Genomic DNA, 14,988 nt, shown 5'->3' on the forward strand with positions numbered 1-14,988 from the left:
CACGAGTTGTTGTAATCAGTTCTGTTATTCTATAATGTATAAGACTTCGATATAAAAAATGTTATTCTACTAATACATGTATAAAACTGAAGGAGGTGCCATGGAATGAACAGCAACGAAATATACGTAAGTCTTGACATCGGTACATCCAGTGTAAAAGTTATCATTGGGGAAATGGTCAATGACACATTAAATATAATCGGCGTAGGAAATGTTAAATCAGAAGGGCTCAAAAAGGGTTCGATCGTCGGTATTGATGAAACCGTCCAATCCATTCAAAAGGCTATAGAGCAAGCAGAACGGATGATAGGGATGGAGATAAAAAAGGTAATCGTCGGCATAAGCGGAAATCACGTGACGCTTCAGCCATGTCATGGGGTAGTAGCGGTATCCAGTGACAATAAAGAGATTACCGAGCATGACGTTTTCCGTGTTAGGGAAGCAGCGGAGTTAATAACGATACCATCCGACAGGGAAATCATCGACGTGGTGCCGATTCACTACAAAGTTGATGAACTTGATGAAATCAGTGATCCAAGGGGCATGATAGGTGTCCGGTTGGAAATGAGAGGGATTTTAATCACAGGTCTTCGGACAATTTTACATAACACACTGCGCTGTGTGGAAAGGGCAGGGTTGGAAATAACCGATATCGCCCTTCAGCCGTTAGCCGCAGGTTCCCTTGTTTTATCCAAGGATGAAAAAGAACTTGGTGTGGCACTTGTCGATATTGGCGGTGGTTCCACGACTCTGGCAATTTTCGAACAAGGCTATTTACAATATACGTCTGTGATACCTATAGGCGGGGAAACACTTACGAAGGACCTTTCCATCGTTCTAAGGACAACGATGGAGGAAGCTGAGAAAATAAAAGTAAAGCATGGACATGCCTTTTATGATGACGCGTCTGAAGATGAAGTATTCCAAATACCGATCATCGGCAGCGATCAGCAGCAGACCTGCAACCAGTTAATGCTTTCGGATATCATTGAGGCGCGGGTGACCGAAATATTCGAGTTGATTCAAGATGATTTGAAGAGACTTGGATTCCAGGATATACCAGGTGGTTTCGTGTTGACCGGGGGCGTCGTCAAGATGCCGGGAGTCCTTGAGCTAGCTCAATATGTGTTCCAAAACCGAGTAAGGACAGCTGAACCGAATTACATCGGTGTCAGGGAACCCCAATACACGACAGCTGTTGGTTTGATTAAACACGCATGCAAGAAAGAGAGAATGCAAAAAAACACCGCTAATAAAACTCCTGTAGCAGCTGGACCAGCTCAAGAAGATAACGACCAGCGCAGCCAGAAGGTTTCTCAGAAAAACAAAGAGAACACGGCTAAAAAACAAGGTGAAAAAGGTGAATCTAAATTCAAAAAAATCCTGGGTTACTTTTTTGAATAACAATCATTAAGAATCGGGAATTTCGTCAAAATAGGAGGATTGTCATGTTGGAGTTTGATTCTAATCTAGAACAATTAGCAACGATAAAAGTAATAGGTGTTGGCGGCGGCGGAAACAATGCGGTAAACAGAATGATCGAGCATGGTGTACAGGGTGTTGAGTTTATTTCTGTCAATACTGACGCACAGGCTCTTAATCTATCAAAAGCAGAAATCAAAATGCAAATCGGTGGGAAGCTTACACGCGGTTTGGGAGCAGGTGCCAATCCCGAGGTAGGAAAAAAAGCTGCTGAAGAAAGCAAAGAGCAGATTGAAGAGGCGCTTAAAGGTGCCGATATGGTTTTCGTAACGGCTGGAATGGGCGGCGGTACGGGAACAGGGGCTGCTCCTGTCATAGCGGGCATTGCTAAAGATCTAGGGGCTCTTACAGTGGGTGTAGTTACACGTCCATTTACTTTCGAAGGCCGAAAACGTGCAACACAGGCTCAAGGCGGCATTTCATCCATGAAGGAATCGGTTGACACACTGATCGTCATTCCGAACGACCGCCTCCTTGAAATCGTCGATAAAAGCACGCCGATGCTTGAAGCATTCCGTGAAGCCGATAATGTACTTCGCCAAGGTGTACAAGGGATTTCAGATTTGATTGCTGTTCCAGGTCTTATTAACTTGGACTTTGCCGATGTGAAGACGATCATGTCCAACAAAGGTTCCGCACTTATGGGAATCGGGATTTCCTCAGGGGAGAACCGTGCGGCGGAAGCGGCGAAAAAAGCCATTTCCAGTCCGTTGCTTGAAACATCGATTGATGGTGCCCAAGGCGTACTGATGAATATTACAGGTGGCACGAACCTAAGTCTTTTTGAAGTCCAGGAAGCGGCCGATATCGTGGCTACTGCATCCGATCAAGACGTCAACATGATTTTTGGTTCGGTCATCAATGAAAACCTTAAAGATGAAATCGTCGTTACGGTAATTGCAACAGGCTTTAACGAGGTTGAAGCTTCAATACGTCCTACTGGACGTCCAACACTCGGACAACAGCAGCAATCAAGACCTCAGACACAACAAACGCCACAGCCAAGCGTGAAGCGTGAAGTGAAGAGAGAAGAAGTCAATGAACAGCCTGCACGTAATGCCAATCAAGGTGATGAGGCCCTGGATATTCCAACCTTCCTCCGTAACCGTAATAGACGCCGTTAATACCGACGTGAAATGCCGTTCCCATTTGGGGACGGTTTTTTGTCGTTAATAAAATGAATACTTAAAAGCAAATGGTGTCAATTGACCTTATAATAATGGTTGTTTCTCGAGCTTTATCACTCGATTCTAAGTGATAAATGAAATCTGCATTATTGGATCCAGGATTGTCTGAATGCCCTGTGAGCTAAGAAGACGGAATTGTGCTGGATGGAGTGTCTTGTCAGAAGGGAGTCCATTATTTGTTCACTTTCATTCATTGATGTAAAAGAAGAGAGAGCAATTAATTATTAAACTTTTATAACATAAATCGACAGAAGTAAAAGGGAGCAGGATGGTCTCTAAGACAGTATTTAAAATATCAATGGCTGTTTTTCTACAAAAAGTGTAAAAATGACTGAAAAACTCTTAAGTTTTCAGTACAAAAAGTGACACACTTTCTAAGGGCAGGTACGCTATACTTTTTGCTAGTGGAAGGTTTGTTAAAAAAAGGAGGGGAGGGTGTTTGACTTTATATTTAGATGTGATCTGGTTGTTGAATTGGTTATTTGACTGCCTCCTTTTATATTGGACCGCAATCATTCTCAAACGAAGGGTAGCTCTTTGGCGGGTATGCATCGGCGGGTTGATTGGTTCCTTCATTATCGTATTGGCATTCACTCCTTTTTATGCAATTGCCGACCGGGTGTACATGAAAATTTTAGTATCCCTTGTCATGGTGCTGGCAACCTTTGGGTTTAATAGGTTCAAACTTTTCATGAAATCGGTGGCCACTTTATATTTCGTGACGTTTTTATCGGGAGGAATCCTTCTGGGACTTCACTACTTATTTGAATTCCAAATCGTGTCCAAGGACCCTGGTCAATATGCAGGAATCAACCGTTTTGGCGACCCTGTCAGCTGGATATTCGTAATGATCGGGTTCCCGCTCGCATGGCAATTTTCCAAGCGAACACTTGAAGGGATGGAGATGACCAAGCTTACACATGAACAAATGGTTTCGGTCTCGGTTAAAATTTCTGACTTTGAAGGAAAATTTAATGGATTGGTGGATAGCGGCAATCAATTATATGATCCGATTACACGTTCCCCAGTAATGATCATCTCTCTTTCAGGAGGGGAAGCAGGAATACCGGACGATATGCTAGAGCTCTTTAAAAACCCTGATAACCTGATTAGTCACGAAATGCAGCCCGAATATTCATGGACAGGAAGAATGCGTGTCATCCCTTATAAAGTCGTGGGTCATGAACATCAGCTTTTAACCGCAATCAAACCGGATTACATTAAAATCGTTCAAGGAGAAAAAGAATTTCATGTCAAGCAGGGTCTCGTTTCGTTTACCTTTCAGCAACTCTCTCCCGACAATAGCTATCAATCTATCGTTCACCCGAAAATGTTAACCGGGATACCGGTGCAAAATGCCTCCTGAACCATCAATTCACTCTTTAATTTGACCCATAATCCGTTTATTAGAAGGGAGAATTATTTTGAAGAAATTCATTCTTCGGCTCACTTATTTTTGGTACAAACTATTGTTCAAGCTCGGATTGAAAACGGACGAAATATTTTATATAGGAGGGAGTGAGGCACTGCCGCCACCCCTTTCGAAGGAAGAAGAGGCAATACTGATCAATAAATTACCCAATGGTGATGAAGCTGCACGCTCGATCTTGATTGAACGTAATTTAAGGCTGGTGGTATATATTGCCAGGAAATTCGAAAATACTGGCATCAATATTGAGGATTTAATCAGCATTGGTACCATAGGTTTGATCAAAGCTGTGAATACATTCAATCCTGAGAAGAAAATAAAACTGGCTACATATGCTTCGAGATGCATCGAGAATGAAATATTAATGTATTTACGAAGAAATAACAAAATCCGTTCTGAAGTTTCTTTTGATGAACCTCTGAATATTGATTGGGATGGAAATGAACTTCTGTTATCCGATGTACTTGGAACGGACGATGACATTATCACGAAAGACCTTGAGGCAAACGTTGACCGTAAGCTGCTGACAAAAGCACTTACACAGTTATCCGAACGTGAAAAACAGATAATGGAACTCCGTTTTGGGCTTGCAGGCGGAGAAGAAAAAACCCAAAAGGATGTTGCCGACATGCTGGGGATTTCCCAATCTTACATTTCACGTTTGGAAAAAAGGATTATTAAGAGGCTTCGTAAAGAATTTAATAAAATGGTGTAAAAAAATAAAGTGCTTAAATGTCAATCAAATCAATACTTTTGTTGCTATATTGAAAAATAATGGGGATTTTCCCTTCTAGCCATGTGCATATTTTTTCCTCCCGCGGAAATACTGTTTTTTGTACAGCGCTCCTGTGAGGAGGGAATAATTTTGTCTCGTAATAAGGTTGAAATCTGCGGTGTGGATACATCAAAATTACCGGTTTTAAAGAATGAAGAAATGAGAAAACTCTTTAAAGAACTGCAAGATGGCGATATTTCAGCAAGAGAGAAACTGGTAAACGGGAATCTTCGACTCGTTCTAAGCGTCATTCAACGCTTCAACAATCGGGGAGAGTATGTAGATGATCTATTTCAGGTAGGCTGTATAGGGTTGATGAAGTCGATAGATAACTTTGACCTAGGTCAAAATGTTAAGTTTTCAACGTATGCTGTTCCGATGATTATTGGAGAAATCAGAAGATATCTTCGTGACAATAATCCGATTCGGGTATCCCGTTCTTTAAGAGACATCGCTTATAAAGCTTTGCAGGTAAAAGAAAAGCTCATAAGCCAAACCCTTCGTGAGCCGACAGCTGAAGAAATCGCCAAGGTGTTGGAAGTACCTCATGAAGAAATTGTTTTTGCACTAGATGCTATTCAAGATCCAGTTTCACTTTTTGAACCGATTTATAATGATGGCGGGGATCCGATTTATGTACTCGACCAACTGAGTGATGAAAAAAATAAAGATAGTACCTGGATTGATGAAATAGCTATAAATGAAGGCATGAGACGGTTGAATGACCGGGAAAAAATGATCCTTCGCAAACGGTTTTTCCAAGGGAAGACGCAAATGGAGGTAGCCGAGGAAATCGGCATTTCACAAGCACAGGTCTCCCGATTGGAAAAAGCGGCAATCAAACAAATGAATAAAAATATCCAACAGTAGAAGCTGAGCATGAGAAAAGGTAGCTGAAGCGGGTAGGGCAAAAATGTCAATACCCGCTTAACGGCTACTTATCCATAGCGGCTTTTTTATTTTGTTGAAAATCCCTTCCGGAAGGGATCGTGATCGAATGGACGTTTATTTATCGTATTCTTCATCCTTGAGCGCATTATGTCATATACATAGGAATAGGACCTTCATCTATGATGAAATTTTGAGGAGCTGAGTGATGTGACCAGGATTTCCGAATTTCAAATTAAGGATATCGTCAATATAGCGGATGGTAAGAAATTAGGTAATATGTCAGATCTTGAAATAAATACGGCCACGGGGAAAATAGAGGCCATCATCGTTTCAAATGGAACTAGATTGATGGGTTTTTTTGGCAGGGAACAGGATATTGTGATCCCATGGCGTAAAATAAAAAAAATCGGTACGGATGTCATACTTGTTGAGCATCAGACTGTTTTTCAAGCAGAAGTGAAAGATGAACGGTTTTAAGGGTGCGTGGCGCAAATATATGATACACTAGACTAAAAATAAAGAGGTTTATAGCATGAAAGAGCCATTTGTTTTAATAAAAGACCAATATATGCTCATTGACAGCTGGAGACAAAAAAATCTCCAGCTCGTAGCGGGCTTCACCACAAAAAATGGGGGAGTCAGTACAGGTGATTTTCAAACATTGAATACCGGTTTTCATGTCGGAGATAAACTTGAAGATGTCCAGGGAAACCGCAGGATCATAGCTGATAAGCTGATGTTTCCGCTTAATGAATGGATAGGTGCCGAGCAGACACATGAAACGAAGATCCATAAAGTTACCAGCCGCGATGGCGGAAGAGGTGCCACGGATTATGATTCAGCCTTTAAAGCGACTGATGGATTCTATACGAAGGACCCAGATGTTCTATTGACCCTTTGCTACGCAGACTGCGTGCCCTTATACTTTCTTGCTCCGGCACATGGTATGATTGGTGTGGCACATGCCGGCTGGAAGGGTACGGTTAATGGAATTGCACGAAAAATGGTTGAGGCATGGCGGAGTGAGGGTATAAAAGCAAGTGAGATATTTGCTGTTATTGGACCGTCGATTTGTTCGAAATGCTATGTAGTTGATGATTATGTCATGGATTTAGTGCATAATTTGCTGGTAGATATTGACGAAAAGCCCTATAATTTAATCAGTGAAGGACAATATCAGTTAGACCTTAAGCAACTTAATGCATTGATTCTTCAAAAATCAGGAATTCCAAAAAGTCAGATCGAAGTTACATCATACTGTACAAGCTGTGATCATGAATTGTTTTTTTCACATCGCCGTGATAACGGGAAGACAGGCAGGTTGATGAGTTTTATCGGTTGGAAGGAGGATTTAGAGTAACAGTGAAAGTAGTGGACAATTTAAAAAACATCGAAGAAAAAATAAATAGAGCATGTGAGAATAGTGGAAGGGACCGTGAAGGGATAAAGTTGATCGCAGTGACGAAATATGTTTCGGTCGAGAGAGCGAATGAAGCATTGGAAGCGGGAATACTTGATTTGGGTGAAAACCGTGACGAAGGGCTTTTGACTAAATATGAAGTGCTGAAGGACAAGCCCAACTGGCATTATATCGGTTCCATGCAAACACGCAAAGTAAAGAATGTCATCGATAAAATTTCGTATATCCACTCATTGGATCGCATTTCTTTGGCAGAAGAAATTCAAAAACGTGCAAATGAGCCGATAAACTGTTTAGTGCAGGTGAATGTTTCTGGTGAGGAATCAAAACATGGCCTGGGTCCTGAGGAGACGATGGATTTCATCAAAGGGTTATCCAAGTTTGATAAGGTGAATGTTGCAGGATTGATGACGATGGCTCCACTTACCGATGATGAACAGGTTTTGCGGGAATGCTTCCGAAAACTGAAAGGCATCCAGGTTGAAGTACAAAATCTAGGGTTGGAGCATGCCCCCTGTACGGAGTTGTCCATGGGGATGTCCAATGATTTCATGATTGCCATTGAGGAAGGCGCTACAATGATCAGGATTGGTACAGCACTTGTAGGCGAATAATTTTAAGGAGGTACCCTATAGATGTCGTTCGTATCAAAATTTAAATCTTATTTCGCGCTGGATGATGAGTATGAGTACAAGGATGAAGTGATGGAAGAAGAGGAGGCTGAACCAAAAGTCGTGAAGTCAGCTAAACAGCATCAGTCCGCTTCTGCAGGGAATCATGCCAATCAGAATATCGTAAGTTTGCAAAGCGTACAGAAATCTTCTAAAGTAGTATTATTGGAGCCTCGTGCTTATGCAGAAGCCCAGGAGGTAGCTGACCATTTAAAAAACAGGCGCGCTGTAGTCGTGAACCTTCAACGCATCCAGCATGACCAAGGAAAGCGAATCATTGATTTCCTAAGTGGGACTGTTTATGCAATCAGCGGGGATATCCAAAAAATCGGAACAGATATATTCTTATGTACCCCGGACAATGTCGATGTTTCCGGTAATATTACCGGCTTCGCCGCCGAAGAGGAGTACGAAGAAGCGAGGTGGTAATGGTTAATGGGTTTAGTGCTTCAGGGTTTATATTATTTAATTGAAATTTATTCAATGGCATTAATCGGTTACATATTGATGTCATGGTTCCCCAATGCAAGGGAGACATCGATTGGTCAATTTCTTGAAAAGATTTGCGAACCGTATTTAGAACCGTTCAGAAAGTTCATCCCGCCGCTTGGCATGATCGATCTTTCACCTCTTGTGGCTTTGCTGGTACTTAATTTTGCCAGCGGTTATGGAATCTATTACTTACAGACCTTAATAGGATGATCAACAACTAACCTGACATGATCTTACTACACAGTCGGAAGATTCTCCGCTGTGTAGTAGCAACGCAGAGCCGTCTAATTACTTACTTATGATCGTCCATTAATTTGATAACTAAGGAGCATTTATTCAATCATGAGTATTTATCAGCATTTCAGGCCGGAGGAAAAAGATTTTATTGACCAGGCTATGAATTGGATCGATCAGGTTAAGAATTCCTACGCTCCGAAACTATCTGATTTTCTTGATCCGCGTCAGCAGGAAATCCTAATTTCCTTATTGGGCAATGATCCTGATGCGAAACTGCAATTCAATGGCGGGGGCGATTTCGTAGAGCGAAAACGTGTGCTCATTTACCCTGATTATTACTCTCCTGAACCATCGGATTTCAATATCTCCTTATACGATATCTCCTATCCAAAAAAGTTTGTTACGCTTGAACATAGGCAAATACTTGGAACCTTGATGTCACTAGGGGTAAAACGTGAAAAATTTGGTGATATAATAGTGACGGAGGAGCATACTCAATTTATAGCTGCCGAGGAGATGGATTCATATCTCACAGGGAATCTGGAGAAAATAGGTAATGCTTCTGTTTCCATCAGACGGCTTCCGATCGAAGATATCGTCCAAGTTAAAGAAAAATGGGAAGAGCAAGTAACCACCGTCAGTTCTCTTAGGCTAGACAGTGTGCTATCGTCCGTCCTGAACATGTCCCGTCAAAAAACGCAGACCTTGATAACATCAGGAAAAGTAAAGGTGAATTTCAAGCAAACGGAAAACGTCTCGGAAGAATGCCGTGAAGGTGATACACTTTCCATCAGAGGTTTTGGCAGATGTAAAATAGCTTCAATCGATGGGAAAACCAAGAAGGATAAGTGGAGAATCTCGTTAGGCAGACAAAAATAATTCGATAAAAAGCAGGATTTATAAATTTATTGTCGAATATAGAGTTTTAACATACTAGAGTAGAAACCGTTCTGGAGGTGCCGTAATGCCCTTAACCCCGATAGATATACATAACAAGGAATTTAACAAAGTATTTCGTGGGTATGATGAAGATGAAGTAAATGAATTTCTCGACCAGGTCATTAAAGATTATGAACTGATTTTGAGGGAGAAGAAAGAACTTGAAGATAAACTGAACGAGACTTTTGATCGTTTGGGACATTTTACGACAATTGAGGGTACACTTAACAAGTCGATTATTGTCGCTCAGGAAGCCGCCGAAGAATTAAGGCGCAATGCCCAAAAAGAAGCGAAACTGATCATAAAGGAAGCAGAGAAAAACGCGGACAGGATCGTCAATGAGTCACTCGTGAAAGCAAGGAAAATAGCGATGGATATTGAGGATTTGAAAAAGCAATCCAAAGTATTCCGGACGCGTTTCAAAATGCTTGTAGGTGCACAGCTCGATTTGCTGGACAATGACGATTGGGATCATCTTCTGGATTATGAAGTGGATGCGACTGAAATAGAATTAAATGAGAGAGTGGAAGAGGAAATTTAAACGATTCCTTGACTTTGAACACTTTTTTCGCATATAATTTTTTAACAATACTATTCATTATGAAATTAGACGATGACAGGGAAAGTAAATTCTTCACACACTTATTTTTAGCGAACCGGGGATGGTGAAAGCCCGGAATAAGCGAAGATATTGAAGATCACCCTTGAGTTCTGAGTTGAACCTGCTTTTGCAGTAAGTAAATGAAGCGTTTCATTCACGTTACGAATGCTCGAGAGGTTGGATTCACTTTGTGGATCTTTCTAGCCAGGGTGGTACCGCGGGAAGCTAAGCTTTCTCGTCCCTTTTTTAGGGATGAGAAGGCTTTTTATTTTGGCCGGATATCAAGTCATCGGTTCGAATGAATTTATGTAAAGACGGATGGAGGATTTTATGATGGAATACAAAGATACCTTATTGATGCCTAAAACTGAATTTCCAATGCGAGGGAATTTGCCGAAACGTGAACCGGAAATCCAAGAAAAATGGAATGAAATGAACATTTATAAGAAAGTGCAAGAACAAACGGAAGGGCGTCCTTTATTCATTTTGCATGATGGACCTCCGTATGCCAACGGCGATATCCATATGGGCCATGCAATGAATAAGGTTTTAAAGGATTTCATTGTCCGATTTAAATCAATGAGCGGTTTTCAAGCACCGTATGTACCTGGCTGGGATACGCATGGGCTTCCAATCGAAACGGCATTGACAAAAAAAGGCGTGAAACGGAAAGAAATGAGCGTTGCCGAATTCAGAAAGCTTTGTGAAGAGTATGCTTATGGTCAGATTAACAATCAACGTGAGCAGTTTAAGAGAATAGGGGTCCGTGGTGATTGGGATAATCCTTATATCACATTAAAGCCTGAATATGAAGCCCAGCAAATCAAGGTGTTCGGTGAAATGGCGAAAAAAGGCTATATTTATAAAGGGAAAAAACCTGTTTACTGGTCCCCGTCAAGTGAATCAGCTCTTGCCGAAGCAGAAATTGAATATCAAGACAAACGTTCTGCGTCCATTTATGTTGCTTTTGAAGTCACAGATGGCAAAGGTGTAATCGAAGAAGGCGTCAAAATCATCATCTGGACGACAACTCCATGGACGATTCCGGCTAATCTTGGTATTTCATTGCATCCGCAATTAAATTACGTAGTAGTGGCTGTCGAAAATGAAAAATTCTTACTTGCTGAGGCACTGCTTGAGTCGGTTACGGAAACATTAGGCTGGGAAAACCCGTCTATCCTGAAAACAGTAAAAGGAAGCGAGTTGGACCGTGCCGTTGCCAAACACCCTCTTTATGACCGCGAATCTTTAGTGATGTTAGGTGAGCACGTAACGACTGAAGCTGGAACGGGTTGCGTTCATACTGCGCCTGGCCATGGTGAAGATGACTTTATCGTTGGGCAAAAATACGGCTTGGACGTACTTTGTCCAGTGGATGAAAAAGGTGTCATGACGGAAGAGGCAGGGGAATTTGCCGGATTATTTTATGATCAAGCGAATAAACCTATTACCGAAAAATTAACTGAAGCAGGCGCGTTATTGAACTTGTCGTTCATTACGCACTCTTACCCTCATGACTGGCGGACGAAGAAGCCAACGATCTTCCGTGCAACAGCACAATGGTTCGCGTCAATCAAAGACTTCCGCAGTGAACTTCTGGAAGCGATTGAAGAAACGAAATGGGTACCGGCTTGGGGCGAAACGCGCCTATTCAATATGGTCCGTGACCGCGGGGATTGGTGCATTTCCCGCCAACGTGCATGGGGAGTGCCAATTCCAGTGTTTTATGCAGAAAATGGCGAGCCGATCATTACGGATGAAACAATCAACCATATTTCAAATCTATTCCGTGAACACGGTTCAAACATCTGGTTTGAGCGTGAAGCGAAAGATCTTCTGCCTGATGGCTATACACATGAAGGCAGCCCGAACGGTATCTTCACGAAAGAAACGGATATCATGGACGTTTGGTTCGATTCCGGTTCTTCTCATCAAGCGGTACTTGAAGAAAGAGACGACTTGCAACGGCCTGCAGACCTTTATTTAGAAGGGTCAGATCAATATCGCGGCTGGTTTAACTCATCGCTTTCAACAAGTGTTGCAGTAACAGGCAAAGCACCATATAAAGGTGTACTTAGCCACGGTTTCGCATTGGATGGCGAAGGCCGTAAAATGAGTAAGTCGATCGGGAACGTTGTACTGCCATCCAAGGTCATGAACCAACTTGGTGCAGATATCTTACGCCTTTGGGTAGCTTCGGTGGATTACCAATCGGATGTCAGGGTTTCCGATCCTATTTTAAAACAAGTTTCGGAAGTTTACCGTAAAATCCGTAATACATTCCGCTTCCTATTAGGGAACTTGGATGGATTCAATCCAAAAACCGATAAAGTGGCAGTCCAAGAATTGCCTGAAGTCGATCGGTACATGCTCGTTAAATTGAATAAACTGATCAAACAGTCGAAGCTAAGTTATGAAAATTATGAGTTTGCTACAATTTATAATATGGTCAATAATTTCTGTACACAGGATTTAAGTTCGTTCTACCTTGATTATGCAAAAGACATTCTTTATTGTGAAGCTCCTAATGGTAAAGAGCGTTTGGCGATTCAAACGGTCCTTTACGAATCATTGGTCAGCTTAACCCAATTGGTGTCACCGATCCTCTCTCATACAGCTGATGAAGTATGGGCGTTCATTCCGGGTGTAACGGAAGAAAGTGTACAGTTGACATTGATGCCTGAAGAAATTTCCATTGATGATGCTGAAGTCATTGAAGAAAAATGGACGGCGTTCATGGATGTCCGTGATAATGTTCTGAAAGCATTAGAAGAAGCCCGTAACCAGAAGATCATCGGAAAATCACTGAACGCTAAAGTGATGGTATATGTTAATGAAGAAACGAAGAACCTGCTTGATGGCATCAAGGAAAGCTTTGAACAGCTATTCATCGTTTCCGAATTCGAAATCGCTGGCGATGTGGCAAGTGCCCCAGCAGATGCTGTTAAACTTGAGGATATAGCGATCCTTGTTACAAAAGCAGAAGGTGAAACGTGTGAACGTTGCTGGAATGTTTCGAAGGAAGTAGGTCAAGTGGAAGAACATCCAACACTTTGCCCGCGTTGTGCTACTGTTGTGAAAGAGCATTACGTGAATCAATAATTCCCACAAGAAAAGCCGGTCCCTTTAAAAAGGGCCGGCTTTTTTGCGGGAATGAAAGCTAAAACGCCAATAGGGAATTTTACCTTTATCCAATCTTCCCGATATTCTTTAAATACAGTTAGCAGACTTCTGCTTTTCGGATTAGTCATTATTTCTAGTTTATGCTACAATTCAAAAGTGAAGATTTGATTAGTTTGGGGGAAAAAATGTGTTTTATTATTTGATTGCCCTTTTGGTCATAGCTCTCGATCAGCTGACAAAATGGATGATTGTGAAAAAAATGGAGTACGGAGAAAGCATTGAAATTATTGAAAACCTTCTATATATCACCTCGCATCGTAATCGTGGGGCAGCATGGGGAATTCTACAAGGTCAAATGTGGTTTTTCTACATCATCACCATCGCTGTCATTATTGGACTTGTCTATTATATTCAGAAAATGGCGAAGGAAAGCATTTTGCTTGGAGTTGCACTTGCTCTCATGCTAGGCGGTGCGATTGGTAATTTCATCGATCGTGTTGCTCGTCAGGAAGTAGTGGATTTCGTTCATACCTATATTTTCAGCTACAGTTTCCCGGTATTTAATGTTGCTGATGCTGCGCTTTCAATTGGTGTCGGACTGCTCGTGATTCATATGTTTTTAGAAGAAAAAAACGCTAAGGAGAAAGATAATGGATAAAAGGTTATACAGCATCGATGAAACACTAAAAGGAGTTAGGATTGATAAGGCTCTTTCCACTTTGAATGAGGAATGGTCACGCACTCAGGTCCAGCAATGGATTAAGGATGATCATGTTTTGGTAAATGGCACGGCGATAAAGACGAATTACAAAGCTATTCCTGGCGATACAATCGAAGTGACGATTCCTGATCTTGAGGAATTGGATGCGGTAGCAGAGGAAATGGATTTGGATATCTATTATGAAGATAAAGATGTACTAGTTGTTAATAAACCAAGCGGCATGGTCGTCCATCCGGCACCGGGACATGTATCTGGCACGCTTGTAAATGGATTGATGGCTCACTGCAAGGATCTTTCTGGAATTAACGGAGTCATGCGGCCTGGAATCGTCCATCGGATCGATAAGGATACATCAGGTTTATTGATGGTTGCCAAAAATGATATGGCACATGAGAAACTGGTACAGCAGCTTGTTGACAAAACGGTTACCCGTAAGTATCAAGCTGTAGTTCATGGTGTGATCCCCCATGACTTCGGAACGATCGATGCACCGATCGGCCGCGATAAAAAAGATCGCCAAAGCATGACTGTCACAGATTCGAATTCCAAAAATGCTGTCACGCATTTTCGTGTCATCGAACGCTTCAAAGCTTTCACTTTGGTGGAATGCCAGCTTGAAACAGGAAGAACACATCAAATCCGTGTTCACATGAAATACATTGGCTTCCCACTGGCTGGAGATCCTAAATATGGTCCGAAAAAGACGCTGAAATTAGATGGACAAGCGTTGCACGCGGGTCTTCTAGGTTTCATTCATCCACGTACAAATGAGTATATGGAGTTCGAAGCTCCGATCCCGGAAGAGTTTGAAAATCTAATTAATCAATTGCGTAGAAGTAAGGATTGACAAATTCGTTTTTCTGATATATTATAATAACAACTTAACAAGAACCTTTAACACAGTACAGAGAGACTGAGAAGGAAACGGATACGCAAAGTGGGATAACCATGCCCATGGCGATAAAATCCTCATGCCTTCTTGGCATGAGGATTTTTTGTTGAAATTGACCTATCAGAAAA

General features: G+C 41.8%; 15 protein-coding genes. All 15 read left to right on the forward strand.

The features are described 5' to 3' along the window. Window positions 1-105 precede the first annotated feature (105 nt). Window positions 106-1,404 carry a cell division protein FtsA gene (gene ftsA, locus QNH43_RS07695; RefSeq protein ID WP_283917373.1) on the forward strand — a complete coding sequence of 433 codons (1,299 nt, stop codon included), beginning with the start codon at window positions 106-108 and terminating at the stop codon, window positions 1,402-1,404. Window positions 1,405-1,448: 44 nt separating this feature from the next. After that, window positions 1,449-2,606: a cell division protein FtsZ gene (gene ftsZ / locus QNH43_RS07700; RefSeq protein WP_076366658.1), complete on the forward strand. Its 1,158-nt coding sequence runs from the start codon at window positions 1,449-1,451 to the stop codon at window positions 2,604-2,606. A gap of 502 nt (window positions 2,607-3,108) precedes the next feature. After that, window positions 3,109-4,035, forward strand: a complete 927-nt coding sequence (gene spoIIGA / locus QNH43_RS07705) for a sigma-E processing peptidase SpoIIGA (RefSeq protein ID WP_283917374.1) — start codon at window positions 3,109-3,111, stop codon at window positions 4,033-4,035. 58 nt (window positions 4,036-4,093) lie between these two features. After that, window positions 4,094-4,813, forward strand: coding sequence for an RNA polymerase sporulation sigma factor SigE (gene sigE / locus QNH43_RS07710; RefSeq protein WP_034313874.1), 720 nt, complete (start codon window positions 4,094-4,096; stop codon window positions 4,811-4,813). Window positions 4,814-4,963: 150 nt separating this feature from the next. Continuing rightward, on the forward strand, window positions 4,964-5,743 hold the full coding sequence (sigG, locus tag QNH43_RS07715; protein WP_034313871.1) for an RNA polymerase sporulation sigma factor SigG: 780 nt from the start codon (window positions 4,964-4,966) through the stop codon (window positions 5,741-5,743). Between the two features lie 228 nt (window positions 5,744-5,971). Continuing rightward, complete coding sequence (locus QNH43_RS07720; RefSeq protein WP_283917375.1) at window positions 5,972-6,241, forward strand: YlmC/YmxH family sporulation protein; 270 nt, start codon at window positions 5,972-5,974, stop codon at window positions 6,239-6,241. A 55-nt stretch (window positions 6,242-6,296) separates the two neighbouring features. Next, a complete protein-coding gene (gene pgeF, locus QNH43_RS07725) occupies window positions 6,297-7,124 on the forward strand; it encodes a peptidoglycan editing factor PgeF (RefSeq protein ID WP_076366651.1) in 828 nt (275 codons plus the stop codon). Between the two features lie 2 nt (window positions 7,125-7,126). Next, entirely contained in the window at window positions 7,127-7,798 is a 672-nt protein-coding gene (locus QNH43_RS07730) for a YggS family pyridoxal phosphate-dependent enzyme (RefSeq protein WP_283917376.1), read from the forward strand. A gap of 21 nt (window positions 7,799-7,819) precedes the next feature. Continuing rightward, window positions 7,820-8,284, forward strand: a complete 465-nt coding sequence (locus QNH43_RS07735; RefSeq protein WP_076366647.1) for a cell division protein SepF — start codon at window positions 7,820-7,822, stop codon at window positions 8,282-8,284. Window positions 8,285-8,290: 6 nt separating this feature from the next. Further along, the gene (locus QNH43_RS07740) at window positions 8,291-8,557 is read left to right on the forward strand and encodes a YggT family protein (RefSeq protein WP_053345253.1); all 267 of its coding nucleotides are present in this window, start codon (window positions 8,291-8,293) and stop codon (window positions 8,555-8,557) included. 132 nt (window positions 8,558-8,689) lie between these two features. Continuing rightward, window positions 8,690-9,463, forward strand: a complete 774-nt coding sequence (locus QNH43_RS07745) for a YlmH family RNA-binding protein (RefSeq protein WP_283917377.1) — start codon at window positions 8,690-8,692, stop codon at window positions 9,461-9,463. Window positions 9,464-9,548: 85 nt separating this feature from the next. Next, on the forward strand, window positions 9,549-10,064 hold the full coding sequence (locus QNH43_RS07750; protein ID WP_034313857.1) for a DivIVA domain-containing protein: 516 nt from the start codon (window positions 9,549-9,551) through the stop codon (window positions 10,062-10,064). Between the two features lie 393 nt (window positions 10,065-10,457). Beyond that, a complete protein-coding gene (gene ileS, locus QNH43_RS07755; protein WP_283918308.1) occupies window positions 10,458-13,226 on the forward strand; it encodes an isoleucine--tRNA ligase in 2,769 nt (922 codons plus the stop codon). Window positions 13,227-13,434: 208 nt separating this feature from the next. After that, window positions 13,435-13,905 (forward strand): signal peptidase II, encoded by a 471-nt coding sequence (lspA, locus tag QNH43_RS07760; RefSeq protein WP_063231919.1) that lies wholly within the window; start codon window positions 13,435-13,437, stop codon window positions 13,903-13,905. Next, window positions 13,898-14,815: an RluA family pseudouridine synthase gene (locus QNH43_RS07765; RefSeq protein WP_076366639.1), complete on the forward strand. Its 918-nt coding sequence runs from the start codon at window positions 13,898-13,900 to the stop codon at window positions 14,813-14,815. Before lspA ends, QNH43_RS07765 begins: the two co-directional genes overlap by 8 nt. Window positions 14,816-14,988 lie beyond the last annotated feature (173 nt).

The organism is Peribacillus simplex, from assembly GCF_030123325.1.
Lineage (GTDB): Bacteria > Bacillota > Bacilli > Bacillales > DSM-1321 > Peribacillus > Peribacillus simplex_D.

Excerpts from the sequence above, each read along its gene's own strand:
- ftsA (WP_283917373.1), top strand. The coding sequence starts at position 106 with ATGAACAGCAACGAAATATACGTAAGTCTTGACATCGGTACATCCAGT.
- ftsZ (WP_076366658.1), top strand. The coding sequence starts at position 1,449 with ATGTTGGAGTTTGATTCTAATCTAGAACAATTAGCAACGATAAAAGTA.
- pgeF (WP_076366651.1), top strand. The coding sequence starts at position 6,297 with ATGAAAGAGCCATTTGTTTTAATAAAAGACCAATATATGCTCATTGAC.
- QNH43_RS07735 (WP_076366647.1), top strand. The coding sequence starts at position 7,820 with ATGTCGTTCGTATCAAAATTTAAATCTTATTTCGCGCTGGATGATGAG.
- QNH43_RS07740 (WP_053345253.1), top strand. The coding sequence starts at position 8,291 with ATGGGTTTAGTGCTTCAGGGTTTATATTATTTAATTGAAATTTATTCA.
- QNH43_RS07745 (WP_283917377.1), top strand. The coding sequence starts at position 8,690 with ATGAGTATTTATCAGCATTTCAGGCCGGAGGAAAAAGATTTTATTGAC.
- QNH43_RS07750 (WP_034313857.1), top strand. The coding sequence starts at position 9,549 with ATGCCCTTAACCCCGATAGATATACATAACAAGGAATTTAACAAAGTA.
- ileS (WP_283918308.1), top strand. The coding sequence starts at position 10,458 with ATGGAATACAAAGATACCTTATTGATGCCTAAAACTGAATTTCCAATG.
- QNH43_RS07765 (WP_076366639.1), top strand. The coding sequence starts at position 13,898 with ATGGATAAAAGGTTATACAGCATCGATGAAACACTAAAAGGAGTTAGG.